General features: G+C 63.8%; 23 protein-coding genes. 10 read left to right on the top strand and 13 right to left on the bottom strand.

Annotated features, from left to right (window positions below; genetic code table 11):
* Positions 1-55 precede the first annotated feature (55 nt).
* From hemF to rng, 6 genes are all read left to right on the top strand, one after another.
* Entirely contained in the window at positions 56-964 is a 909-nt protein-coding gene (hemF, locus tag M1D44_RS04170; RefSeq protein ID WP_024975196.1) for an oxygen-dependent coproporphyrinogen oxidase, read from the top strand.
* Complete coding sequence (locus tag M1D44_RS04165) at positions 961-1,671, top strand: nicotinate-nucleotide adenylyltransferase (protein ID WP_316853175.1); 711 nt, start codon at positions 961-963, stop codon at positions 1,669-1,671. The genes hemF and M1D44_RS04165 overlap by 4 nt, the downstream gene beginning before the upstream one ends.
* 74 nt (positions 1,672-1,745) lie before the next feature.
* The gene (gene rsfS / locus M1D44_RS04160; protein ID WP_316853174.1) at positions 1,746-2,363 is read left to right on the top strand and encodes a ribosome silencing factor; all 618 of its coding nucleotides are present in this window, start codon (positions 1,746-1,748) and stop codon (positions 2,361-2,363) included.
* Positions 2,364-2,384: 21 nt separating this feature from the next.
* Complete coding sequence (gene rlmH / locus M1D44_RS04155; RefSeq protein ID WP_024975193.1) at positions 2,385-2,855, top strand: 23S rRNA (pseudouridine(1915)-N(3))-methyltransferase RlmH; 471 nt, start codon at positions 2,385-2,387, stop codon at positions 2,853-2,855.
* Positions 2,852-3,475, top strand: a complete 624-nt coding sequence (locus tag M1D44_RS04150; protein ID WP_024975192.1) for a Maf family protein — start codon at positions 2,852-2,854, stop codon at positions 3,473-3,475. The genes rlmH and M1D44_RS04150 overlap by 4 nt, the downstream gene beginning before the upstream one ends.
* A gap of 125 nt (positions 3,476-3,600) precedes the next feature.
* Positions 3,601-5,070: a ribonuclease G gene (rng, locus tag M1D44_RS04145; protein ID WP_024975191.1), complete on the top strand. Its 1,470-nt coding sequence runs from the start codon at positions 3,601-3,603 to the stop codon at positions 5,068-5,070.
* Between the two features lie 20 nt (positions 5,071-5,090).
* On the opposite strand, the gene M1D44_RS04140 is transcribed toward rng, so the two are convergent.
* From M1D44_RS04140 to mdlC, 4 genes are all read right to left on the bottom strand, one after another.
* Positions 5,091-6,482 carry an MFS transporter gene (locus M1D44_RS04140; RefSeq protein WP_316853173.1) on the bottom strand — a complete coding sequence of 464 codons (1,392 nt, stop codon included), beginning with the start codon at positions 6,480-6,482 and terminating at the stop codon, positions 5,091-5,093.
* A gap of 114 nt (positions 6,483-6,596) precedes the next feature.
* Complete coding sequence (locus tag M1D44_RS04135) at positions 6,597-7,538, bottom strand: ketopantoate reductase family protein (RefSeq protein ID WP_316853172.1); 942 nt, start codon at positions 7,536-7,538, stop codon at positions 6,597-6,599.
* 6 nt (positions 7,539-7,544) lie between these two features.
* Positions 7,545-8,996, bottom strand: coding sequence for an aldehyde dehydrogenase (locus M1D44_RS04130; protein WP_316853198.1), 1,452 nt, complete (start codon positions 8,994-8,996; stop codon positions 7,545-7,547).
* A 32-nt stretch (positions 8,997-9,028) separates the two neighbouring features.
* Positions 9,029-10,618: a benzoylformate decarboxylase gene (gene mdlC, locus M1D44_RS04125; RefSeq protein WP_316684026.1), complete on the bottom strand. Its 1,590-nt coding sequence runs from the start codon at positions 10,616-10,618 to the stop codon at positions 9,029-9,031.
* 93 nt (positions 10,619-10,711) lie between these two features.
* On the opposite strand from mdlC, the gene M1D44_RS04120 reads away from it, so the two are divergent.
* The gene (locus M1D44_RS04120; RefSeq protein ID WP_024975186.1) at positions 10,712-11,611 is read left to right on the top strand and encodes a LysR family transcriptional regulator; all 900 of its coding nucleotides are present in this window, start codon (positions 10,712-10,714) and stop codon (positions 11,609-11,611) included.
* Positions 11,612-11,624: 13 nt separating this feature from the next.
* Here M1D44_RS04120 and M1D44_RS04115 read toward each other — a convergent pair whose 3' ends face one another.
* Together M1D44_RS04115 and msbA are read right to left on the bottom strand one after the other, a co-directional pair.
* Complete coding sequence (locus M1D44_RS04115) at positions 11,625-12,221, bottom strand: peroxidase-related enzyme (RefSeq protein WP_112184106.1); 597 nt, start codon at positions 12,219-12,221, stop codon at positions 11,625-11,627.
* Between the two features lie 51 nt (positions 12,222-12,272).
* On the bottom strand, positions 12,273-13,997 hold the full coding sequence (gene msbA / locus M1D44_RS04110) for a lipid A export permease/ATP-binding protein MsbA (RefSeq protein WP_024975184.1): 1,725 nt from the start codon (positions 13,995-13,997) through the stop codon (positions 12,273-12,275).
* 233 nt (positions 13,998-14,230) lie between these two features.
* On the opposite strand from msbA, the gene M1D44_RS04105 reads away from it, so the two are divergent.
* Positions 14,231-15,013 carry a glycosyltransferase family 25 protein gene (locus tag M1D44_RS04105; RefSeq protein WP_024975183.1) on the top strand — a complete coding sequence of 261 codons (783 nt, stop codon included), beginning with the start codon at positions 14,231-14,233 and terminating at the stop codon, positions 15,011-15,013.
* Positions 15,014-15,028: 15 nt separating this feature from the next.
* Here the strand turns inward: M1D44_RS04105 and M1D44_RS04100 are convergent, their stop codons facing one another.
* The 5 genes from M1D44_RS04100 to dnaE form a co-directional block, all read right to left on the bottom strand.
* The gene (locus M1D44_RS04100; RefSeq protein ID WP_024975182.1) at positions 15,029-15,871 is read right to left on the bottom strand and encodes a glycosyltransferase family 2 protein; all 843 of its coding nucleotides are present in this window, start codon (positions 15,869-15,871) and stop codon (positions 15,029-15,031) included.
* Entirely contained in the window at positions 15,858-16,631 is a 774-nt protein-coding gene (locus M1D44_RS04095) for a glycosyltransferase family 2 protein (RefSeq protein ID WP_316684030.1), read from the bottom strand. The genes M1D44_RS04100 and M1D44_RS04095 overlap by 14 nt, the downstream gene beginning before the upstream one ends.
* Before the next feature lie 12 nt (positions 16,632-16,643).
* On the bottom strand, positions 16,644-17,924 hold the full coding sequence (locus M1D44_RS04090; RefSeq protein ID WP_024975180.1) for an O-antigen ligase family protein: 1,281 nt from the start codon (positions 17,922-17,924) through the stop codon (positions 16,644-16,646).
* Positions 17,921-18,988, bottom strand: a complete 1,068-nt coding sequence (locus tag M1D44_RS04085) for a glycosyltransferase family 4 protein (protein WP_024975179.1) — start codon at positions 18,986-18,988, stop codon at positions 17,921-17,923. Before M1D44_RS04085 ends, M1D44_RS04090 begins: the two co-directional genes overlap by 4 nt.
* 83 nt (positions 18,989-19,071) lie before the next feature.
* Positions 19,072-22,590, bottom strand: coding sequence for a DNA polymerase III subunit alpha (gene dnaE / locus M1D44_RS04080; RefSeq protein ID WP_316684032.1), 3,519 nt, complete (start codon positions 22,588-22,590; stop codon positions 19,072-19,074).
* A gap of 150 nt (positions 22,591-22,740) precedes the next feature.
* Here dnaE and M1D44_RS04075 point away from each other — a divergent pair, with 150 nt between their 5' ends.
* Both M1D44_RS04075 and M1D44_RS04070 read left to right on the top strand, forming a co-directional pair.
* Positions 22,741-23,589, top strand: coding sequence for a sulfurtransferase (locus M1D44_RS04075; RefSeq protein ID WP_024975177.1), 849 nt, complete (start codon positions 22,741-22,743; stop codon positions 23,587-23,589).
* Complete coding sequence (locus M1D44_RS04070) at positions 23,586-23,711, top strand: hypothetical protein (protein ID WP_268747321.1); 126 nt, start codon at positions 23,586-23,588, stop codon at positions 23,709-23,711. Before M1D44_RS04075 ends, M1D44_RS04070 begins: the two co-directional genes overlap by 4 nt.
* A 60-nt stretch (positions 23,712-23,771) precedes the next feature.
* On the opposite strand, the gene M1D44_RS04065 is transcribed toward M1D44_RS04070, so the two are convergent.
* Both M1D44_RS04065 and M1D44_RS04060 read right to left on the bottom strand, forming a co-directional pair.
* Positions 23,772-24,344 carry a flavodoxin family protein gene (locus tag M1D44_RS04065; protein ID WP_004631035.1) on the bottom strand — a complete coding sequence of 191 codons (573 nt, stop codon included), beginning with the start codon at positions 24,342-24,344 and terminating at the stop codon, positions 23,772-23,774.
* Positions 24,345-24,420: 76 nt separating this feature from the next.
* On the bottom strand, positions 24,421-25,119 hold the full coding sequence (locus M1D44_RS04060) for a pirin family protein (RefSeq protein WP_024975176.1): 699 nt from the start codon (positions 25,117-25,119) through the stop codon (positions 24,421-24,423).
* Positions 25,120-25,124: the final 5 nt, after the last annotated feature.

The following is a 25,124-nucleotide window of genomic DNA, read 5'->3' as shown; positions in this document are numbered from 1 at the left end:
TGACAACCGTATGACTCGGCCTGACTCGCCCCTGCGAGCGGCCCCTTCTGATCGCATGGATACCCAAGCCGTCCGCGCCTACCTGCTGGACCTGCAGGACCGCATCACCACTGCCGCCAGCGCGCTGGACGGCGGCACGTTCGTCACCGACGCGTGGGAGAAGCCGCCCACCGAGCGCCTGCGCGGCAGCGGTCGCACCCGCATTCTGGAAGGCGGCGCGCTGCTTGAGCGCGGGGGCGTCGGTTTTTCGCACGTGATGGGCGACACCCTGCCCCCGTCGGCCACCGCCAACCGGCCAGAATTGGCGGGGCGCGGTTTCGAGGCAATGGGCGTGTCGCTGGTCTTCCACCCACGCAATCCCTACGTGCCGACGGTGCATATGAATGTGCGCTGCTTCGTCGCCGTGCGCCCCGACGCCGAGCCCGTCTGGTGGTTCGGTGGCGGCATGGATCTCACGCCCTATTACGGCTTCACCGAAGACGCCGCACACTTCCACCGCACCTGCCAGGGCGCCCTGGCGCCCTACGGCGACGAGCTGTACCCGCGCTTCAAGCAATGGTGCGACGATTATTTCTATCTGAAGCACCGCAAGGAAGCGCGCGGCGTCGGCGGCATATTCTTCGACGACTTTGCGGAGCTGGGCTTCGAGCGCAGCTTCGAGATGATGCGCTCGGTTGGCGACGCCTTCCTGCCCGCCTGGCTGCCCATCGCCGAACAACGCCACGCCACGCCCTACGGTGAGCGCGAGCGCGCCTTCCAGGCCTATCGTCGTGGCCGCTATGTCGAGTTCAACCTCGTATTCGACCGCGGCACGCTGTTCGGCCTGCAAAGCGGCGGCCGCGCCGAATCGATCCTGATGTCGATGCCGCCGGTGGCCAACTGGCGCTACGACTGGCAGCCGGAACCGGGTTCGCCGGAAGCGGCGCTGTACACCGATTTCCTGCCGGCGCGCGATTGGGTATGACGCTTCCCACGTTCGTGCGCCCCGATCTCGATCGCCCTTATCGGCTTGGCTTGCTGGGTGGCACGTTCGATCCGCCGCATGTCGGCCACATCGCCCTGGCCGAGCTGTGCATTGCCCGCCTCGACCTGGATGAGCTGCTGTGGATCCCGACCGGCGTGTCCTGGCAGAAAGCCGCCGACATCACGCCCGCGCCGCTGCGCTTTGCCATGACCGAACTGGCCGCCAAAGCGGTGCGCGGCGGCCGCGCCCGAGTCCACGCGAGCAGCATGGAAGTCGACCGCCACGGGCCCAGCTACACTATCGACACCGTGCGTGAATTGCGGGGTGTCTACGGCCCGGACACCTCCATGGCATGGCTCATGGGCGCCGACCAGCTCGTCGGCCTGGACACTTGGCACGGCTGGCAGGACCTGTTCGAATACGTTCACTTGTGCGTCGCCACACGCCCCGGTTTCGACCTTCAGGCGCTACATGCGCCGGTGCAGCGCGAACTCGATGTGCGCCGGGCCGACACGGCATTGATACAATGCGCACCCGCAGGCCATATGTGGATCGACCAGACCCTGGCTGTCGACCTGTCGTCCACCCGCCTGCGCCGGCAGCTTGCCACCGGCGCGCGCTGCGACATCGACCTGCCCGCCGGCGTGGCCGACTTGATCCAATCGCATTCGCTGTACCGCCGTGCCAATGGCACGGTCAGTGCTTGACCGCGTGATTGACCGCATTCACGCGCTTCTTTTCGACCTTTTTTCTCGCCTTTTAAACGTTCTTCTCACTCAGTATGGATATTCGCAAACTACAACGCGTGATCGTCGACGCGCTCGAAGACGTCAAGGCGCAAGACATCAAGGTCTTCAATACGACCCACCTGACCGAACTGTTCGACCGCACGGTCATCGCCAGCGGCACGTCTAACCGCCAAACCAAAGCTCTGGCCGCATCGGTGCGTGACGCCGTCAAGGAAGCCGGCGGCCACGTCATCGCCGTGGAAGGCGAAGACGTAGGCGAATGGGTGCTGGTCGACTGCGGCGACGCCGTGGTCCACATCATGCAGCCGCAGCTGCGCCAGTACTACAACCTCGAAGAGATCTGGGGTGACAAGCCGGTGCGCATCGAACTGGGCGGCACCGGCAAGCGTGGCTTGCCCAAGGCCAGCGAAGGTTACGACGACGAGGAAGACGAGGCCGAAGAGGTCACGCCGGCCAAGCGCCGCACCACCAAGCCGAAGCTGGCAGGTGAACGCCCGACCAAGGCCGCAGCACCGGCCAAGAAGGCTCCCGCCAAGAAGCCCGCCACCAAGCGGGCTACCGGTGCTGGCAAGACCGCCACCAAGACCGCCGCAAAAACGGCAACCAAGACGGCAGCCAAGCGCGCTCCGGCCAAGAAGCGCGCAGCGTAACGTCGAGCGCGCAGTCTCGCCATGCAGTTGCTGATCGTTGCCGTGGGGCACAAGATGCCGTCCTGGATCGAGGACGGCTTCTCTGAATACGCCAAGCGCATGCCGCCCGAACTGCGCATCGAACTGCGCGAAATCAAGCCTGAGCAGCGCTCCGGCAGTCGCACCGCTGCCACCGTCATGCAGCTTGAAGCGGCGCGCATTGAAGCCGCGCTGCCCAAGGGCTGCCGCATGATCGCGCTGGATGAGCGCGGCAAAGACCTCACCACCGTCGCACTGGCTGAATCCCTCGCCGGATGGCAACAGGAAGGCGGCGACATCGCCTTCGTGATCGGCGGCGCGGATGGGCTGGACCCGGCGCTCAAGGCCAAGGCTCGCATGCTGATCCGCCTATCGAGCCTGACGCTGCCGCACGGCATGGTGCGCGTGCTTCTGGCCGAGCAGCTCTACCGCGCGTGGAGCATCACGCAGAACCACCCATATCATCGCGTATGACCATGGATGCACCCGGCGCGCCGCACCTCTATCTCGCCTCGCAGAGCCCGCGCCGGCAGGAACTGTTGCGCCAGATCGGCGCGCGTTTCGAGCTGCTGCTGGCCGGCGAAGATGAAGATGCCGAAGCGCTGGAAGCCGTGCTCCCCGGGGAGACGCCCGATGACTACGTCCAACGTGTCTGCGCATTGAAGGCACAAGCCGCGGTGCGCCGCCGCATTGCACGCGACCTCCCCGCCCGACCAATCCTCACGTCCGACACCACGGTATGCTTGGGCGGCGAGATCCTCGGCAAGCCGACCGACGCCGCCGATGCGCATCGCATGCTGCGCGCCATGTCCGGCCGCGAACATCGCGTGCTGACCGCCGTGACGGTCGTCACCGCCAGCGGCACGCCAATGCACGCGCTGTCTGTTTCCGATGTGCGCTTTGCCGTGCTGACGGACAACGACATCGCCCGCTACATCGCCAGCGGCGAGCCCTTCGGCAAGGCGGGCGCGTACGGCATCCAGGGTCGCGCAGCCGCCTTTGTCGCCCATATTTCGGGAAGCTATTCGGGTATCATGGGCCTACCCTTGTTCGAGACCGCCGCACTACTCGCACAGGCGAGCATCACGCTGTAACTCGCCCCTGACCGGCCGCTGAAGCACGCACCGGACAGCGTGCGAGGGCCGGTTTCAAGACACGCTTCGGGCGCATACGATCAAGCCCGGAGGCGGGTGCTGAAACCCGCTCTCCAGGTACCCCCATGTCCGAAGACATCCTCGTCAATATCACGCCGCAAGAAACGCGCGTGGCCATCGTCCAGCAAGCCGCCGTTCAAGAACTTCACATCGAGCGCACGCTAACGCGCGGCCTGGTCGGCAACATTTACCTTGGCAAGGTGGTGCGCGTCCTGCCCGGCATGCAATCGGCCTTCATCGACATCGGGCTCGAGCGCGCGGCGTTTTTGCATGTGGCCGACATCTGGCACCCGCGTGACGCCAAGGACGCGCCACCCGCCCCCCAGGTCGCCATCGAGAAGACGCTCTTCGAGGGCCAGGCGCTGATGGTGCAGGTCATCAAAGACCCGATCGGGACCAAGGGAGCGCGGCTGTCCACGCAGGTCAGCATTGCCGGCCGCACGCTGGTGTATCTACCCCAAGACCCGCACATCGGGATCTCGCAGAAGATCGGTAACGAGGCCGAGCGTGAGGCGCTGCGCACGCGCGTGACCGCCATGGTGCCCACTGAGGAACGCGGTGGCTTCATCGTGCGTACCATCGCCGAAGAGTCGACCGACGAAGAACTTGCCAACGACGTTGCTTACCTGCGCAAGATCTGGGCGACCATCCGTCACAACGCGACCACCCTGCCCGCCCCGTCGATCCTGTATCAGGACCTGAACCTCGCCCAGCGCGTGCTGCGCGATTTCGTGACGGACGAAACGCGCAGCATCCAGGTCGATTCGCGCGAGAACCATCAGAAGCTTGTCGAGTTTGCGCAAGAGTACACACCGGCCGTAGTCGAGCGCCTGACGCATTACACCGGCGAACGGCCAATCTTCGATCTGTATAACATCGAGGCGGAGGTTGAGCGCGCGCTGTCGCGCCGGGTCGACCTGAAATCGGGTGGCTACCTGATGATCGACCAGACCGAGGCGATGACGACCATCGACGTCAACACCGGCGGTTACGTGGGCGCACGCAACTTCGACGACACGATTTTCAAGACCAACCTGGAAGCGGCCCACACCATCGCGCGGCAACTGCGGCTGCGCAACCTGGGCGGCATCATCATCATCGACTTCATCGATATGGAGTCGGCCGAGCATCGCGACGCGGTGTTGGCGGAACTGCGCAAGGCGCTGTCACGCGACCGCACGCGCATCACCGTCAACAGCTTCTCGCAGCTTGGGCTGGTGGAGATGACGCGCAAGCGCACGCGGGAATCGCTCGCGCACGTGCTCTGCGAGCAGTGCCCGGTGTGCCAGGGCAAGGGTCAGGTGAAGACGCCACGCACGGTGTGCTACGACATCCTGCGCGAAATCATGCGTGAGTCGCGGCAGTTCAATCCGCGCGAATTTCGCATCCTTGCTTCGCAAGCGGTGATTGATCTGTTCCTGGAAGAAGAAAGCCAGCACCTTGCGATGCTGGGCGATTTCATCGGCAAGCCGATTTCGCTGCAAGTGGAATCGTCGGCCGCCAGCCAGGAGCAGTACGACATCATCCTGATGTAGCACGGCTCCCAGCGCGGCAGCTACGGTTTGACCGGGCTGCCGTGCGGAACCGGCGCCGCTGCCATGGATGCTTGCGCGCGCTCCGTTAGGCGGGGAATTTGCTCACGCATCGCCAGCAGCGCGGCCAGCACCACCAGCATCACAATCCCGAGCATTGCCAGATAGGCCACCGACCCACCGGCGGTGATAACCATCGCGCCTGCAAATGCGCTGAGGATCGCGCCCAGCCGTCCGAACGCCACCGCCGATGCCGTGCCTGTCGCGCGCACCGCCGTCGGATAAACGTAGGCGCACAGCGCATACATCGTCGATTGCACGGCGTTGACGAATAGCCCGTGCAGCCCAAGGCCGACGATCAGCAGGTTCGTGTTCAGCTTGGCGTCGACACCCTGCAACGCAAAGGCACTCGCGGCCGCGCCCACGCAACACATCGCCATTGGCCAACGTGAACCCCATCGCGCGATGGTGACCGCGCAAACCAAGGCGCCGATCACGCCGCCCAGGTTGTACGCCGTCAGACCCGAACCGGCCACGGCCACGCTCAAACCTTCTGAAGCCAGCATCGTCGGCAACCAGCTGAACGCCGCGTACACGGCCAGCAGGCACATGAAGAACGCCGCCCACAGCGCGATCGTGTCGCGCGCCTGCCCCGGCGCGAAGAGCGAGCGGAAACTGGCGTGCTGAATGACCTTCTGACCAGCCACATCGGCAAACGCCGTATTGGCGGACACATCGCGCCCCATCCTCGACAGCAAATGTGCAAGCTGCGGCCAGTGCGATTGGCGACGCGCCAGGAAGCGCGGCGATTCAGGCAGCGCGACCACCAGCACAAATCCGAGCACGAGCGGCAGCGCACCGCCAATCCAGAACAGCCCGCGCCAGCCATAAAGCGGCAGCACGTGGCCGGCAAACAAGCCTGCCAGCATCCCGCCCAGAGGCACGCATACGATGGTGGCCGTCACCGCCAACGTGCGGCGACGCGCAGGCGTGAACTCCGCCGTCATCGTCGTGGAGCTCGGCAGCGCGCCACCAATGCCCAGGCCGGCGATAAATCGCAGCGCGGCAATCGTCGCCACATTGGGTGCAAAACCGATCGAGCATGTCGCTACGCCAAACACGAACACGCTCCCGATCAACGCCCAGCGTCGCCCGAAGCGATCGGCAAACAGGCCCGCCAACGCGCTGCCCAGCCCCATACCGACCAGGCCGGCGGCCACTGCCGGGGCGAACGCGTTGCGCGTGATACCCCACTCCTTGATGAGCACGGGAATGGCAAAGCCGATCAACTGACCGTCAAAGCCGTCCATGACGATGGCGAAGGCCGCAAGCAGCACCGCCAACTTCTGCGCGAGGGAAAACGGCCCATCGTCGAGGACCGTGCCGATATCGATCGTGGTCTGGTTTCCGTTCATACCGGCCCCCGTTTGGACGCCGCGCTCGGCAATCTGCAATTGCACTTCATGTGGTTGTCTCCGTTGAGGTGGCGTCTGCGCGCCATCGAATGAAACCCTGCGTATCCCGGCCCGCTAAGGCGCCTGCTGGTTCACGGTGCTCGCCTGCACCAATCGCACCAATTGCATCAACGTCTCGGTGTGGGGCACAGGCACGCCGTGCCGGCGCGCCGCTGCCACCACGGCGCCGTTGATGGATTCGATCTCGGTGGGGCGCCCGGCCAGCACGTCCTGCAGCATCGACGGCTTGTGCCCCTGATGCGCGACGATGGCGTGCCGCACGTTGTCGTTCACCTTTGCGGCATCAACTGAAATGCCGCTGGCGCGCGCCACGGCCAGCACCTCGTCCACGATGTTCAGCGCCAGCGTCGGGCCGTCTTCCACCGCGCCCAGCGCGTCGACGGACTGCTTCAGCACTGTGCACAGCGGATTGAGCGCGGCATTGAAGGCGACCTTCTCCCACACGGCGCCCCATACGTTCGCATCCGCCTGGCAGTTCAGGCCGGCGGCGGACAGCACGTCCACCACACGTGCCAGCATCGGGAGCCGCTCGCCGTCTGCGCTCATCAGGCGGATCGCACCTGCGCCATGTGAGCGCACGTGGCCTGGGCCAGCAAGGTCCGCCGGCCACGTGGTCACGCCAACGAAGATACGTTCCGGCGGCACCATCGAAGCCAGCGCCTCCACGTTGCCCAGCCCGTTCTGCAGCGTCAGCACATGCGTTGCCGGGCCAAGCAGGTGACGCACGCTCGCGAGTGCCGCACGCGTATGCATCGCCTTGGTGAAGACGATCAGCAAGTCGGGTACGTCCGTCGCGTCGCCCGGGCGCAGGGCCTGCAGGTTGCGGACGTGGCGATCGCCAGTGTCGGTTTCCAGCCGCAAACCGTGCGCGGCAATCGCATGCAGATGCACATCGTTGATGTCGAGCAGCGTGACATGCTGGTTGGCTTCGGCGAGCAGCCCGCCGAACAACGACCCCATCGCGCCCGCGCCGAGGATTGAGATCTTCGTCGGCATCTCGGCTCAGAACGGGTAATGGCGCGGCGTGGTCTGTACCGTCATCCAGCGCAGCTCGGTGAACTCCGCCACACCAGCGCGACCGCCGAAGCGCCCAAAACCGCTTGCCTTGACGCCGCCAAACGGCATTTGCGCCTCGTCGTGCACCGTGGGGCCATTGATATGGCAGATGCCCGATTCGATGCGGCGCGCGACGTTCATCGCGCGCGCTACATCGCGACTGAACACGGCGGACGACAAACCGTATGCGTTGTCATTCGCACAGGCGACGGCGGCATCGTCGCCGCTCACACGCACGATGCCCTTGACCGGGCCGAACGATTCTTCCGAGTAGATCAGCATATCGGGCGTGACGTGGTCGAGCAGCGTGGCAGGCATCAGCGTGCTGTCGGCCTTGCCGCCGCACAGCAGCTTCGCGCCTTTGGCGAGGGCGTCGTCGATGAGGTGATTGCAGCGTTCGACTGTGCTCATGTCGAACACTGAGCCGAGCACCGCCGGCCCCTTGCGCGGATCGCCCAGCGGCAGCGCTGCAGCCTTGGCAGCCAGCTTGCCGACAAACGCGTCGGCGATAGATTCGTCGACGATGATGCGCTCGGTGGACATGCAGATCTGGCCAGAATTGGCGAACGCGCCGAAGGCCGCACCATCGACGGCGGCGTCGATATCCGCATCCGCCAGCACCAGCAGCGGCGCCTTGCCGCCCAGCTCCAGCACGACGGGTTTCAGATACGTCGCGCAAGTCTGCGCGATGATGCGGCCCACGCGCGTGGAGCCCGTAAAGTTGACGCGACGCACCGCTGGGTGCGCAATCATCGCCTCCACCACCGCGCCCGCATCGGCCGGAGCATTCGTCACGAAATTGACGACGCCATTTGGCAAGCCCGCTTCCTGCAAGGCTTCGATGATGAACCCGTGCGTCGCCGGCGAAATCTCGGAGCCTTTCAACACGACGGTGTTGCCGCACGCCAGTGGCAACGCAATCGCGCGCACCGCCAGGATGACCGGCGCATTCCACGGCGCAATACCCAGCACCACGCCTGCCGGCTGGCGCACGCCCATGGCGAGGCTGCCCGGCACGTCAGATGGAATGATCTCGCCCGCAATCTGCGTGACCATGGCGGCGGCTTCCTGCAAACCGCTCGCAGCGAGATGCACGTTGAAGCCCGCCCACAGCGCGGAGGCGCCGGTCTCTGCGGCCATCGCGACGGCAAAAGCCTCGCCCTTGGCTTCCAACGCCTGTGCAGCGCGCATCAACAACGCGCGGCGCTCGCTCGGGCCGATGGCGGCCCAGGCGGGGAATGCTGCCGCTGCAGCATCAACAGCGCGACGCGCATCGTCCACGGTAGCGGCTGGTGCCCTCGTGGCCACGGTGCCGTCAAGCGGATTCCGCCGCTCGAACACCGCACCCTCGGCAGCTTGCACGCGCTCGCCGTTGATGAGCATCGAGATGGTCTGCACCGCGTCCGGCGGGGCAATGTTCGTATTCGTCATCAGGCGATCTCCACTTCAATCAAGGTTGGTCCGGCGGATTGCAGCGCTGTACGCAGTACGGCTTCCAGCGCATGCGGGTCGCTCACGCGCTGGCCTGTGCAGCCCATCGCACTGGCCAGGCCGACAAAATCGATGCCGTGCAGATCCGTGCCCTGCACTGCGTCGGTTGGGGCAAAGCCGAACACCGGCGCGAAATCCTGCAGGGCAGCATAGCGGCGGTTGTTCAGGATCACGAACGTCATGGGCAACTCGAGGAGCGCAGCGCTCCACAGCGCCTGGATCGAATACATGCTCGATCCGTCGCCAATCAGACCAATCACGCGTGTGCCCGGTTTGGCGAGTGCCACGCCGACTGCCGCCGGCATGCCGTAGCCCAAGCCGCCGCTGTCCATGGTGTAGAAGGCGCCGGAGCGGCGCATCGGCAAGTAGGCCTGCATGGTCGAGCGTGCACTCGGAGCCTCTTCGACGACGATGTCTGCCGGGCCGCGCACGGCATCGAGCGTCTGCAACGCAAACGCAACCGACATGGGCGAACCTGGCTCAGCTCGCGGCGATTTGACGCGTGGCGCGGGCAGCGGCCGTGCCGGTGGCGCGGGGCGGGCGAGCAGATCCAGCACGCCCAGGCGGATGTTGCCAACGGCGGAAATGCCCTCCGGCGTCCAGGCAGCGGTCGCTGGATCGTCGATCAACTGCACGAGCTTCGCCCCGACCGGCACATGCGGCCCGTGGCCTTCCACGTGGTACGTAAACGCCGGTGCGCCGAGCGCGAACACCACGTCGTGCCCCTGCAGCAGGCTGACGATCTTTTCACGCATGGCGGGCAGGAAACCCGCAAACAGCCGATGGTCTTCCGGAAACGCGCCACGCCCAGCCATTGGTGCGGTGAACACGCGCGCGTTGTGCGCCTCGGCGAGTTGCACGACGGTATCCCACGCGCCAGCGCGATCGACCGCGGCCCCAACCACGAACGCCGGCCGCTGCGCCGCGTCGAGCAGGTCGCCGATGCGCGCCAGCGTGACCGGATCGGGCCGCACCGCGGTGGCCACTTCATGCACGGCAACGGGCTCTGTCGTCTGGTCCCAGTCATCCACCGGAATCGACACCAGAACGGGGCCCCGGGGCTCCTGCATGGCGATGTGATACGCGCGGGCCAGCGCCAGCGGCACATCTTGCGCACGCGCGGGCTCGATGCTCCACTTCACATACGGCTTGGGCAACTCCGTCGCCTGGTTGGAAGCGAGGAACGGATCGAACGGCAGAATGGATCGTGCCTGCTGCCCGGCGGTAATCACGAGCGGCGTGCGGTTCTTGAAGGCCGTGAAGATGTTGCCCATGGCATTGCCGACACCGGCCGCCGAGTGCAGGTTCACCAGCGCGGCATTGCCCGTTGCCTGCGCAAAGCCGTCCGCCATGCCGACCACCACGGCTTCCTGCAAGCCCAGGATGTAGCGGAAATCCTCCGGAAAATCGCGAAACATCGGCAGCTCGGTGGAGCCCGGATTGCCGAACACGTGGGTCATGCCGAGCCGGCGCAGCAGGTCGATCGTGGCGTCGCGCACGGTGATCAGCGCGAGCGAAGTGCGGGTCATACAGGCAGTCCTCCTTGAAACAGGCTGCCAGTATGGAATCCGTAGCGATTAACGCGATATTGAATTATTTCGTCAAAGTCATTACCTTTTGGCATGACTTTCGATCTACGCCAGCTACGCGCCTTCACCACTATCGTCTCCGCCGGCAGCCTTGGGCGTGCGGCGGAGGTCCTGCACGTCACGCAGCCGGCGCTCAGCCGCATCGTCAAGCGATTGGAAGACGAGGTGGGCGCGCCGCTGTTCGAGCGGCACTCCAAGGGAATGCAGCTCACCGCGATCGGGCAGGCACTCCTGCCACACGCCTCGCTGCTTCAGCGCGAGGCCGATTACGCACAGGAAGAGATCGATGCGATGCGCGGGCTTGCCAAGGGCACGATCCGCGTGGGCGCAGTCGGCAGCATCGCAAGCTATGTCTTGCCGTTGGCCGTGGGCACTGTGGTAGCCCGCTGGCCGAACCTGCGCGTGGAGATACTGGAAGGCGTATGGGACCGGCTGGCCGAAGGGTTGGTCAAGCACGAGATCGATCTCGCGCTGTCGATGGCGATGCCGGATACCGACGAGATCATCGCCATCGCGGATTGCCGCTGGGAGGATGCGAGTTTCGTGGTCGCGTCACCGGAGCATTCGCTACGCCATCGCCCTGGCCTGACATTGGCCGATACGCTGGATGCATTCTGGGCCGTTCCACCGCGCGGTACCGGCCCGTACGAGCACATGCGCCAGGTATTCGAAGCAGCCGGACATGGCTTGCCGAACATCGTGGTGGAAACGCGCTCGGTGACGGCACTCAAGAGCCTCGTGGCGCGCTCCGGTTTCCTGAGCTGGATGGCAGAACCGATGATCGATGCGGAGCGCCGTGCCGGCGTGATCGAGCCGCTGCCGATTCCCGGCCTGGTCGCGCGCCGCACGCTCACAGCGTTCCGGCGCCGCCACGGCATTCTGCCGAGCCCCGCCGTCAAGCTGCTCGAAGCGCTGCGCGAGCTGACGGCGTAGGCACCCTGGCGCCCTATTTCTTCTCGCGCGGCAAGCGGCCGAGCAGGAAGAATTCGTCATTGGGCCGCATCGAAATCACATTCGCCATGCGGTTGGACAGGCCAAAGAACGCGGTGATGCCGGTGATGTCCCAGATGTCCTCGTCATCGAAACCGTGCGCGCGCAACGCGTCATAGTCGGCGTCATTGACGGTGTGCGAAGCGGTGCAGACCTTCATCGCGAAGTCGAGCATGGCGCGCTGGCGCGGCGTGATGTCGGCCTTGCGGTAATTGACGGCAACCTGGTCGGCCACCAACGGCTTCTTCTCGTAGATGCGCAGAATGGCGCCGTGCGCGACCACGCAATACAGGCATTGGTTGGCGGCGGACGTGGCGACCACGATCATCTCGCGCTCGCCCTTGGTGAGGCTACTGCCTTCGCGCAGCATCAGGGCGTCGTGGTACGCAAAGAACGCACGGCACTCGTCCGGCCGATGTGACAGCGCCAGGAAGACGTTCGGCACAAAGCCGCTCTTCTCCTGCACCTCCAGGATGCGCGCACGGATATCTTCGGGAATGTCGGCCAGCTCAGGAACGGGGAACCGGCTGATGGGCGGCGTGGTGGTCGTCACGATGTCTCCTTTGATTTGAGCATCCTGAGCACGCCGCCCTGAAGGCAAGACTTACTGGGTAGCGAACTGGATGCGATGGAGTCCAGCATACAACCCATCGCGCTCGATGAGTTCGCGGTGCGTTCCGGCTTCGGCAATCTTGCCGTGCTCCAGCACGATGATGCGGTCGGCATTTTCGATGGTCGACAGCCGGTGCGCGATCACCAGCGTCGTGCGGCCTTCCATCAGCCGTTCGAGCGCGGCCTGCACCTGGCGCTCAGACTCGGAATCCAGTGCGGAAGTCGCTTCATCCAGGATCAGGATCGGCGCGTCTTTGTAGATCGCACGGGCAATCGCCAGGCGCTGGCGCTGGCCACCGGACAGCTTCGAACCGTTGTCGCCGACATTGGTATCGATGCCCTCGGGCAGGTTGTCGACCACATCGGTCAGGTAAGCCGCTTCCAGCGCACGGCGCACGCGGGCCATGTCGATCTCGGAGGCGTCGCGCGCGCCATAGGCGACGTTGGCAGCGATGGTGTCGTTGAAGAGCACCACATCTTGGCTCACGAAAGCGATCTGGCGGCGCAGGTCATACAGCGCCAGATCCGCCAGCGCATCGCCATCGAGCGAAATCGTGCCAGAGGTCGGATCGAAGAAGCGCGGGAGCAGATTCACCAACGTGGTCTTGCCGCTGCCCGACGGTCCGACCAGCGCGACGACCTCGCCCGGCTTGACGTGCAGATTCACGTTGTCGAGCGCCGCCCGACCATCTTCACCATAGCGGAAGGTGACGTTGTCGAAGCGGACATCGCCGCGGGCACGATCGATCTTCTTGCCGCCTTCTTGCGGTTCGATTGGCGTGTCGATGAGGCCGAAGATGAACTCAGCGGCGGTCAGGCCGCGCTGCAGCGGCTGATTCACATCGGTCAGGTGCTTGAGCGGCGAGATCAGCAACAGCATCGCCATCACAAAGCCGGTAAAGCCGCCGACCGTAGTCTGGTTGGCCTGTGCCTGCATCATGGCAATGGCCAGGATGATCGACAGCGCCAGCGCCGCCAGGAACTGCGTCACCGGCTGGTTCAGGCCACCGGCCACGGCCACGCGCATGGCGTAACCACGCAGACGATTCGTCATGGCATTGAAGCGCAGCGATTCGTACGCTTCGCCGCCGTGCAACTTGACGACCTTGTAACCGCCCACGGCCTCTTCCACCACATAGGCGGCCTGGTTGGTCAGGTTTTGGCTCTCGCGGTTGAGCGAGCGCAGGCGGCGGTTGATACGCGACATCAGCAGCCCGATGATCGGCAGGATCACCGCCACCACCAGCGTCAGGCGCCAGTTGGTGTAGAAGAGGAAGATCAATAGCGCCAGCACCGTCATTGAATCGCGTACCAGCGTGATGAACACGCCGGTCAGCACCTGCAGCACCTGGTTCACTTCAAAGATGACCGCGTTGATGATCGACGCCGCCGTATTGCGCTGATAGTACGAAGCCGGCGCCTGCAGCAGGCGCTCGAACATCTTCATCCGCAGATTCAGCAGCACCTTGTTCGACACCAGGCTCAACAGATACGTCGATGCAAATTGCGCGATCCCACGCACCACGGCAATGCCCACCAACATGGCCGGCACCTGCCACAGCCTGCCGACGTATTCACCGCCGAAGCCCTGATCCAGCAAATCCTTCACGACTTTCGGGATGATCCCCTCCGTGGCTGCCACCACGCCCATGGCAACCATTGCCAGGATGAAAGCGGTCAATTCGGGGCGCAGGTAGCCCCACAGCCGCTTGAGCATCGGCTTGGCGGGCGCTGGGTGATCAGACTTTGCTTGTATACTCACGGCGTTTTCAAATGAGGGTGGGCAGCTTGCGTCGCATGGCGATCGGCTCTGCCGACATCAAGTGCGTTGCAGCGGCTGTCATCCGACAGACGGGCGACCCGGCATTTTAGCGGCAATCCACCACCCGGCCCATCCTGCTGCGCAATCCCCGGTCAAGACGGACCGACGCATCATCTGACGCTTCCGCAATGAGTTCGCGCGTTCCCACGTTTTTCATCAATCTCGACCACGACGCCGGTCGCCGCGAGGCGCTGGAACGCCAGCTCGATGCGCTTGGCCTGCCGCATAGCCGCTTCCCGGGTGTGTACGGCAAGACACTTCCCGCCGACGAACTTGCGCGCCACTATGACCATGCGCGCGCTATTGGCCAGAGCCGAGAATTGACCGTCGGCGAAGTCGGCTGCGCACTAAGCCACCTTGGCGTCTACCGGGCAATCATCGAACAAAACCTGCCCTACGCGCTCATCCTCGAAGACGACGCCAAACTCGGGCCCGATGTGCCCGCCGTGCTCGATGCGCTGGCTCAGAGCGTGCCACCGGACGAACCGGTCGTCATCCTGCTCACGCACATCGACCGTTACTACAAGGGCGGCGCCGAATCGCTCACAGCTGACCACCGCACGGTCAAACTCGCCAACTACCAGTGGCTCGCGCATGGCTATTTCGTCACGCGCGCTGCGGCCAAGCGCATGGTCGAGCAGCTCTATCCCGTGTGGCTGGCAGCGGACTATTGGTACAAGTTCGAGCGTGAAGGCATCGTGCAGATGCGTGCGGTCGTGCCTTATGTGATTGGCGTGCAGAACTTCGATAGCGGTTCCAACCTGGAAGCCGATCGCGCCATCAAAAGCCGTGAAGCCGACAACCGGCTCGGTGTCGGCCATCATCTGCACCAGATCTTCGTGCGCAAGTTCCTCTATCAGATCTTCGTGCGGCCATTCCTCGGCATCGCCAAGCAGAAGAAGACTTGGTGAGCATGACGGCGCCGCTCAGGCGCCTTGCTCTCGCAGTTCCGCAAGCCCGACTTCCGCGCGGATGATGTCGGTATTCCGGCGGGCCATCATGCGTTGATAGTTGGGGCTCTCCTGCGCGCGCGATTGTTCGCGATGCCATAGGTGGAAGACTTCGGTCGCGCAGAAGCCGCGCTTGCGCCGCACCCCGGCGTTGTACAGGCGCACAACCAGATCGGCGTCTTCATGACCCCACCCGACGAAGCTCTGATCGAAGCCGTTCACACACTCGAAATCGCTGCGCCACACGCCGAGGTTGCAGCTTTTGATGCCGCGCAGGCTGGTGCCCTTGAACGTGCGCGGCAACGGCAAACCCGGCACCATGAGCGGCAGGAATTTGTTGATGCGGCCCGCGCGCCAGGCGGCAAACCAATACGCGCAGTCCTTCAGGTGGATATCGATCTGCTGGGCGACGACCTCACGCGTCATCGCTTCATTCAGCAGGATGCGGCTGCCAGACAGCAGGCGCCCCTGCTCGGCCAACGCGCGGTGCCGGGCCACAAAATCCGGACGCGGCACGCAATCGCCATCGAGAAAAACAAGGTAGTCGGCATCCGTCGCCAGCACGCCGCGGTTGCGTATCTCACCAGCACGAAAGCCATCGTCTGGGTGCCAGACATGGCGCAACGGATACGGTGCGGTCTTGGCTGCCATTTCGACCGCTACGCGTGTGTCATCGCGCGAACCGTCGTCGGCGACGATGACGTCGAATGCGTGGTCGGTCTGTGCGCCACACCCAGCCAGTACGCGGGCGAGCGCGTCCGGGCGGTTATACGTCGTAACGATGAGGGCGATGCGACGCGGCGGCTCAGCGCTTGCCATGACGATGCAACATCATCAGTTTGATGTAGCGGTAATACGTGCCTTCGGCGTTCGACACGGCGAGCATGAAGCCCTCCGCGCCATCAAGGAAGCCCCGCTGGATGATGTACGTGCGGATGAACGCCCACAGCCCGTGGCCGATCGCGCTGCCCAGCGAGGCGCGTTTGCCCTTGGCATAGGCTGCGGCCGCACCGGCGGTCGAATAATCGTTGGCCTTGTCGAGCGCAGCCTTCAGGTCGGGAATCGAGTAGTGAATGATCGGCGCGCGGAAGTCGCCCACCGTCCCCTCAAAGACCAGGTGCGAGTGCACCGGTGCATCGAAGAATGTCACCTGCTCGCGTTTGAAAAAGCGACGAATGCGGTCCGGCCACCAGCCCGAGTGTTTCATGAAGCGGCCGCAAAAGCTGGAGCTGCGCGGCATCGAGTAGACAGTGTGCGAACTGCCCGATTCGAGTACGGCGATCATCTCGGCGCGCAATTCGGGGCTGATGCGCTCGTCGGCATCCAGCGAGAGCACCCAGTCGGTACGGGCTTCGCGCAGAGCACGGTTGGATTGTTCGCCGTAGCCGGGCCAGTCGGTCTCGAACACGCGCGCACCAAGTTGGCGGCAGATATCCTGCGTGCCGTCCGTGCTACCCGAGTCGAAGACGATGACATCGTCCGCCCATTCGCGCACCGAACGGATGCAGTCGCCGATATCAGCGGCTTCGTTCTTGGCGACGATGATGACGGCGAGCGTGGCTCGATTGGATACGGACATGCGAAAGCGATCTCAGAGAACAGGAGCGGCGCCAAGCTGCTGCCGGCGCCGATGAATATGCGCGGTGAATACGGCCACCATCACGCTGTAGAACACAACCGTCTGCGCGATGATCAGCATCACCTCGGTCAGCCCGAACAGTACGAAGCCGACACATAACGTGAGGCCCATCGCCCCCGTGGTGCGTAGGATGCGATCGTCGCACAAGGCGGCGCGCACGAAGTACGCGGCAGGCACCAGATACAGCGCCAACAATGCGCCGATGCCCAGCACGCCAAGCGTGGCGCCATTGTATAGAAACTCGTTGTGGGCATGCTCGAAGGCAGTCGCTTCCTGTGTAATCAAGCCCTCCGCGTGGATCGCCTTGAGAGCGGGCTCGAATTGGCCTCTTCCCACCCCGGCTATTGGATGGCGCGTCAACATCAGCGTAGCCGCTTTCCAGAGTTGGAAGCGGATGCCGACCGAGGTGTTGGTCTGACCAGCCTGATAGGCATGAATGTCCCCCATCGCCTGATCAAAGCGGGTTCGCACCATACTCGACGACACGCATATCGCCGCCAACAGCGCGAAGAACACCAGCAAGGCAGTCGCTCGCTTCTTCCAGCTCACATGCCGTAGCGTCGCCACGGCGATCAGCAGTAGTACGGGGATTGCAATCCATCCACCGCGCGCCTGGGACAGGTACGACGCATAGAGCCCAGCGCCTCCCGCTGCCAGACGCAGTCCAATCAGAGGCCAACCGTCATTTTTCGCCCAACCGATCGATATCAGTGAGAACAATCCCATCAACAACGATAAGTTGCCGAACGGAATGGCGTTGGAAAACGCGCCTACAGTGCCGGTTCTTCCCGCTCGCAACTCAAAATACGACCACACCGCCGAACCGAGGGCCCCTGCAACGCAGCCCCACTGCACACTCTCCAACTGTTTAGGACGCAGTTGCAGCAACGCAAACAGCGCCAATCCGAACAGCCAGAGCCGGCCATAGGCAAACGGCACAGTGCGCGGCGCGGCCGGGTTCAGCTGCGCACTGATCAGCATCGCAGTCGGCATGGCGGCCATTGCCAGAATCAGCCAGCGATGTTCGCGCCACATCGCTCGCAGTCGGTTCATGATTTCTGCAGGCGCGGCCAGCATCGACCAGAACGCCGCAACCAGTAGCAGCAGGAACGACAGGAACGCTGCGCCGCGCAGCGACAGCATGAAGGCCGGGAGGATGGCGATTCCAAACACGGCCAGAGCCGCCGGCGCACTGGATATCAGCGTCCGGCCACGTTGCATCAAACCGCTCATCGCAATGTCCCCGCGCCAGGGGCAAGCGCCAGGAGCGCATCGATGTGCGCAGCGATGCTCGGGTCATAGCGCAGGTGTTCACGCGGATTCGCCAGGCGCGCCTGGCCAGCCTGCGCACGGGCGACAGCCGCCTCGATCGTGCGCGCCAGCGTGGCTGGATCGTTCAGATCGAAGGTGGGCGCACCTTCTTCCGAGATCACCTCGGTGCAGGCGATATTGGCTGCCAGTACGGCAGGTGTGCCGCACAGCACGGACTCCACCCCGATCAGCCCGAACGGCTCGTAGTGCGAAGCCAGGATCGTGTAGTCCGCTGCGCGGTAGACATTCTCGATGTCCTTGCGGTATCCCAGGTAGCGGATGTTGGGCGAGGACGAAGACACCGGCCGCCCGATCACCGCCAGTTGCACCGGCAAATCCGTCTTGGAGAAGAACGCCTCAAGCAGCGGATAGCCCTTGCGCTTGTGGCTCGACGACGGGAACACAAACGTGATGCGATCCTTCGCAAAGCCCAGCTCATCGCGCAGGCGCTGACGCTCGGTCTCGTCCACCGGCGAGAACTTCGTCTCGCTCACCGGCGGGTACACCGTCTTCACCTTGGCCGCCGGAATGTCGTAATAGTCGAGCACCTCCTGCGCCATCAACCTCGAGTGTGCAACGACAACATGCGAGCGTACGTAGTCCCGGCGTTCCAGCGCGATCTGCTGGCGGTCCCAGAAGGCAGCCTCTTTGGAAAAGCTCTTGAGATAGCCGACGTGCGTGCCACCGCAAATGGCGATATCCGATGCCCCTGTACGGTTGCAGCCGATCATCAGATCGATGTGCTCACGCTTGGCCAGATAGCGCACCAGCCAGCCGAACGCGTGGTCGTTCAATTTGCCTGGCAGCTTGCGTGTGGGCAATGCAACGGCCTTGACCTGGCGATATTCGGGAAGCGCCTTGTCCACCATCTTGGCGAAGAACACGGGACGGATGTCGCGCTCATGCAAGCCGCGCACCAGGTCCATCGCGTAGCGCTCGCTGCCGCCGCTGTAGCCCAGCGCGTTGCACGAGATTCCGACGTTCATGGATGCTCTAGTAATAATCGTATTGAGACTGCAGTCGTGCCGAGCCGGCGCCCGGCGATGACGCCCCCCGCGCCATCTTCGAACTACTCGTACACCGTTGCCACGTTCTCGGCGTCCAGCGCCTGACGCAGTGCGGCGATTGCCGCTTCGCTCGGCACGATGCGCCAAGCGTCGCCGAGCACCGCTTCGCAGCGGGCCTGTTCGCAGACGTAGCTGATGCGCACCGAGACGCCATTGCCATCCGCCGCGACATGCGGCGAGAGCAAGTCGCGCAGCTTGGCCGCAGTTGAATCGCCATTCATCGACAAACGAATCGCCCGCGCAAACTTGGCACGCGCCTGGGTCATGTCCATGACAGATTCGGCTGTCACGCGCACGCCGCCAGTGAACATGTCGTGCCGGGCACTGCCCTGCACGATCAGCACTTCGTCTTCCTTGAACAGCGCGCGATTGGCTTCAAACACTTCGTTGAAGACCGTCACTTCGGTGGCTTCGCTGGCAGAGCCGTCGTCGAGCATGACGATCAGCATCTTGCCGCGCTGCGTCATCTGTGTGCGCTGGCCGACGATCACGCCTGCCACCGTCTTGTTACGCGCATCGCGGTTGCCGTAGCCGCCGCCATTGCCCTTGTCGGTCACTTCGCGGGCCAGATCGGCCAGCGTCGTACGCGCAAAGCGGCGCACCTCGTCACGGCATTCATCGAACAGGTGGCCGGAAAGGTAGAAACCCAGCGCCTGCTTTTCTTCCTGCAGCTTGCGCTTGGTCGACCACGCCGGCTCGTCGACCAGTTCGGGGCGATGCTGCTCGGCATCGTCGCCGCTCATCAAATCGAACAGCGACACCTGGTTGGCGGCCGCTGCCTTCTGCTCGGCGGCTTCCATGGCCAGGCCGATCGAGGCGAGCAGCTGTGCGCGGTTATCGTGGAGGCTGTCGAAGGCGCCGGCACGCACCAGCGCTTCGATCGTGCGGCGATTGACCTGGCGCCGGTCAACACGCTCGCAGAAGTCGAACAAGTCCTTGAACGGGCCATCTTCGCGTGCCCGCAGGATGTCTTCGATCGCACCCTGACCGCTGCCCTTCACGCCGCCCAAGCCGTAGCGGATGGTCTTGGCGTCGGTCGGCGCAAAGCGATACTGGCTCGCGTTGATATCCGGCGGCAGCACGGTCAGTCCGTTCTTGCCTCGGGCATCGTCGTAGAGGATCTTCACCTTGTCGGTGTCGTCCATGGCGAGCGACATGTTGGCTGCCATGAATTCGGCCGGGTGATGCGCCTTGAGCCAAGCCGTGTAGTACGCCAGCAGCGCATAGGCAGCCGCGTGCGACTTGTTGAAGCCGTAGCCCGCGAACTTCTCCATCAGGTCGAAGATTTCATCGGCCTTTTCGGTGGAGAGCCCGTCCTTGGCCGCCCCCGCGCGGAACAGCGCGCGGTGCTCGGCCATTTCTTCGGCCTTCTTCTTACCCATCGCTCGGCGCAGCAAGTCAGCGCCGCCGAGCGAGTAACCGCCCACGATCTGCGCCATCTGCATCACCTGCTCCTGGTAGACCATGATGCCGTAGGTCTCCTTGAGCACCGGCTCAACGCGCGGGTCGGGGTACTCGACCTTCTCGCGGCCGTGCTTACGCGCGCAGAAGCTCGGAATCAGGTCCATCGGGCCTGGGCGATACAACGCCACCAGGGCGATGATGTCCTCAAAGCGGTCAGGTTTGGCGTCCTTCAGCATGCCCTGCATGCCGCGGCTTTCCAGCTGGAACACAGCCACCGTGTTGGCCGACTTCAGGATGTCGAACGCCTTCTTGTCCGTCAGCGGAATGTGGCTGCAGTTCCAATCTGCCTTGGACGGATCGAGCATGCGGATGTAGCGCTCGGCCCAGTCGAGGATCGTGAGCGTGGTCAAGCCCAAGAAGTCGAACTTGACCAGGCCGACGGCTTCCACGTCGTCCTTGTCGTACTGACTGACGACGCCCGCATCTTCGCCGCCTTGCGTGTAGAGCGGGCAGAAGTCGGTCAGCTTGCCCGGGGCGATCAGCACACCGCCCGCGTGCATGCCGACGTTACGCGTCATGCCTTCCACGCGCTGTGCGAGTTCCAGGAGCTGCTTGACCTCTTCTTCGTTGGCTTCGCGCTCGGCCAGCAGCGGCTCTTCCTTCTTGGCTTCTTCCAGTGTGACGAGCTTGCCCGGCTTGAACGGGATCAGCTTGGCCACGCCGTCAACGAAGTTGTAGCCGAGATCGAGCACGCGGCCCACGTCACGCACCGCGGCCTTGGCGGCCATGGTGCCAAAGGTGGCGATCTGCGAGACGGCGTCCTTGCCGTATTTTTCCTTCACGTACTGGATGACGCGGTCGCGGCCGTGCTGGCAGAAGTCGATGTCGAAGTCGGGCATCGACACACGTTCCGGGTTCAGGAAACGCTCGAACAGCAGGTTGTATTTGAGCGGATCCAGATCGGTAATGCCCAGCGCGTATGCCACCAGCGAACCGGCACCGGAACCCCGGCCCGGCCCCACCGGCACGCCATTGTTCTTGGCCCAGTTGATGAAGTCCGCAACGATCAGGAAATAGCCCGGGAAGCCCATCTTGATGATGGTGCCGGTCTCGAATTCCAGGCGAGCGTAATACTCGGCGCGTTTGGATTCGCGCACGGCCTCGTCGGGGAACAGCACTTCCATGCGCTTTTCCAGCCCTTCCTTGGCAAGCTGGACGAGATAGTCATCCAGCGACATGCCATCGGGCGTCGGGAACAGCGGCAGCTTGGGCTTGCCTAGTTCCAGCTTGAGGTTGCAGCGCTGCGCGATCTGCACTGCGTTGGCCAGCGCGGACGGGATGTCGGCAAACAGCGCGCACATCTCGTCCTGCGTCTTGAAATACTGTTCGGTCGTGAAACGACGGGCACGGCGCGGATTGGCGAGCAGTTCGCCCTCCGCAATACAGGTGCGCGCTTCGTGGGCCGTGAAATCGTCCGGGGTCATGAACTGCACCGGATGCGTGGCAACCACCGGCAACTGCATGGCCGATGCGAGCTTCACGGCTTGCTGGATGTAGGCCTCGGTACCAGTCTGCCCGGCGCGTTGCAGTTCGATGTAGAAGGCGCCCGGAAACACGCGCGACCAGTTCGTCGCCAGCTTGCGCGCCAGCGCCTCGTTTCCGTTGGCCAGCGCCATGCCAATATCGCCGCCCATGGCGCCTGAGAGCGCCAGCAGGCCCGTGGCCAATGGGGCATTTTCCACGCCCGGCTCGTCGAACCATTCGGGGGCGATTTCCGCGCGGCCGCGATGTTGGTTGGAGAGCCAAGCACGGGCCAGCAACTGGCACAGGTTCAGGTAACCCTGCTTGTCACGGACCAACAACAGAAGGCGTGCCGGTTTGTCGCGCTCATCGTGATTGGTGATCCACACGTCGGCGCCGACGATAGGCTTGACGCCCTTGCCGCGCGCCTCCTTGTAGAAGCGCACCAGCCCGAAGGCATTGGCGAGATCGGTCAGCGCCAAGGCGCCCATGCCGTCTTTGGCTGCGGCCTTGACGGCATCGTCCAGACGGACGTTGCCATCGACGACGGAGTATTCGGAGTGGAGGCGGAGGTGGACGAAGCGCGGCGAATTCATCCGCGTATTGTACCGGGTGACATCTTCCGTAAAGCATTCGGGGCGTGTCCGGTTGATCATCGACAACCCCGCGCGGCTGCTCGGGCGGCTATAATTTCGGCTTACGAATCAACGGGTTACCCAAAGCGCCAAAAAATGGCGCGGCAGCACATGCAGATCGTCAATATTTCCGCTTACAAATTCGTCACCCTCGATGACCGCGAGACCTTGCGCGCCGCCCTGCTGGCCGAATGCCAGGCGCGCGAGCTGAGGGGCACCGTTCTACTGGCGCCCGAGGGCATCAACATCTTTCTGGCCGGCTCGCGTGAAGCCATTGACGGCATCGTCGGCTGGCTGCGCGCCGACGCCCGTTTTGCTGACCTGGCACCGAAGGAAAGCCTGTCCGACCACCAGCCGTTCCGCCGCTTGCTGGTGCGCATGAAGAAAGAAATCATCACCATGCGCCACCCGCTGATCCGCCCGGAAGACGGCCGCGCGCCGTCGGTTGCGCCGCCCGATCTCAAGCGCTGGCTCGACCAGGGCCACGACGACGAGGGCCGCCCAGTGGTGATGCTCGACACGCGCAATGACTATGAAGTTGCCGTCGGCACATTCAAAAACGTCGTCGAATACAACCTCAAGAAATTCACCGAATTCCCGCCCGCCATTGCCGCGCACAAAGACGACTTTGCCGGCAAGACGGTCGTGTCCTTCTGCACCGGCGGCATCCGGTGCGAAAAGGCGGCAATCCACATGCAGGAGATCGGCGTCGAGCGCGTGTATCAGCTCGAAGGCGGCATCCTCAAGTATTTCGAGGAAGTGGGCGGCGCCCATTACGACGGCGACTGCTTCGTGTTCGACCACCGCACGGCTCTCAATGCTGAGCTGCTGCCAGCAGGGCCGAAACAATGCTTCGCCTGCCGCGCCGTGGTGACGCCGGAAGAACAGCAATCCGCCGACTACATCCCCGGCCAGCGCTGCCCGCATTGCGCGGGCAGCCAAACGCGGGCCGCTGCATGAAGCGCTTCGCCGCCCTCCTCTTCATCAGCACGGTGTGCCTGGCAGCATTGGCCGGCTGCGCAACGAGCTGCGAGGGTGGCTCCAACCGCGGCGTGTTCTGCGGCGCTGGCACGCGCTTCTGACCCTTAACAGCGCACAAAAAAACGCCGGACATGCCGGCGTTTTTCTTTGAGCGATCCGCCTTACTGACGGCCGCGCACGAACTGATTGGTGATGGCAACAATGCGCTCACCGAACAGCTTGGCGGTTTCCAGGTCGCCCGGCAACGGCCCCTCTTCAGGGCTCGCATCAGACGGCGATTGCGCCAGCGCGCCGCCAAAGCCCGCCAGGTAATTCACGTCGTTGCGCGTGGCGGCCTTGCTGTTGGCCGGCATCATGCCCGTGCCGACCCAGATCATTCCGTGCTGCTGCGACAGCGTCCACAGGTACTGGATCGACGCGTACTTGTCTCCATTCATCGATGCGGAATTCGTGAACCCCGCAGCGATCTTGTCCTTCCACGCGCCCGTGAACCATGCCTTGGACGATGCATCGGCAAACTTCTTGAAGTCGCCCGAAACGCCGCCCATGTAGGTCGGCGCGCCAAAGACGATCGTATCGACGCCGGCCAGCAGCGCCCACGTGTCGTCGTTGACGTCTGTGACCGAAATCAGGTGCGCTTCGGCGCCGGCGCCTTGCACGCCTGCAAACACGGCCTCTGCCTGCTTCTTGGTGTGGCCATAACCGCTGTGATAAACGACTGCAACTCGTGCCATGGGAATCCTCTTGGGGTTGGGTATCGCGGGGGACAACGGAAAAGAAAAATGGCGCACACAGCGTGCGCCACGAACATTACGGCAGATCGAACACCAGCACTTCGCTGTCTTCGCCGCCAGAGAGCGTCACGGCCTCTTCTTGCGTCAGCTTGGCTGCGTCGCCGCCAACCAGCGTGCGACCGTTGATGCTCACCTTGCCGCGAACCACGTGCACGTAAGCACGGCGGCCTTCGGCAATGGGCAAGGACGCAGTTTCTGCGCCATCAAACTTGCCGGCGTAGAGCACCATGTCCTGATGCACCTTCACCGAACCGTCACGACCATCGGTGCTCGCGATCAGGGCGAGCTTGCCGCGCTTGGCAGCCTCGTCGAAATGGCGTTCTTCGTAGCCCGGCGTGAGGTTCAACTGCGCGGGAAGCACCCAGATCTGCAGGAAATGCGTGGTCTGATCCTGCGCGTGGTTGAACTCGGAGTGACGCACGCCTGTCCCAGCCGTCATGCGTTGCACGTCGCCCGGGCGCAGCACGCTGCCGTTGCCCATGCTGTCCTTGTGCGCCAGTTCACCATCCAGCACGTAGCTGATGATTTCCATGTCGCGGTGGCCGTGGGTGCCAAAGCCCATACCGGCGGCGACGCGGTCTTCATTGATGACGCGCAACGGCCCGAACTGAACGTGTTCCGGGTCCATGTAATCGGCAAACGAGAAGCTGTGATACGACTTGAGCCAGCCGTGATCTGCGTAACCGCGATCTTGAGAGGGGCGGATTTCAATCATTTTGA

The organism is Ralstonia sp. SA306 (genome assembly GCF_054792405.1).
The sequence above is the reverse complement of the archived record's forward strand: the minus strand, read 5'-3'. Positions and strand labels throughout refer to the sequence as shown.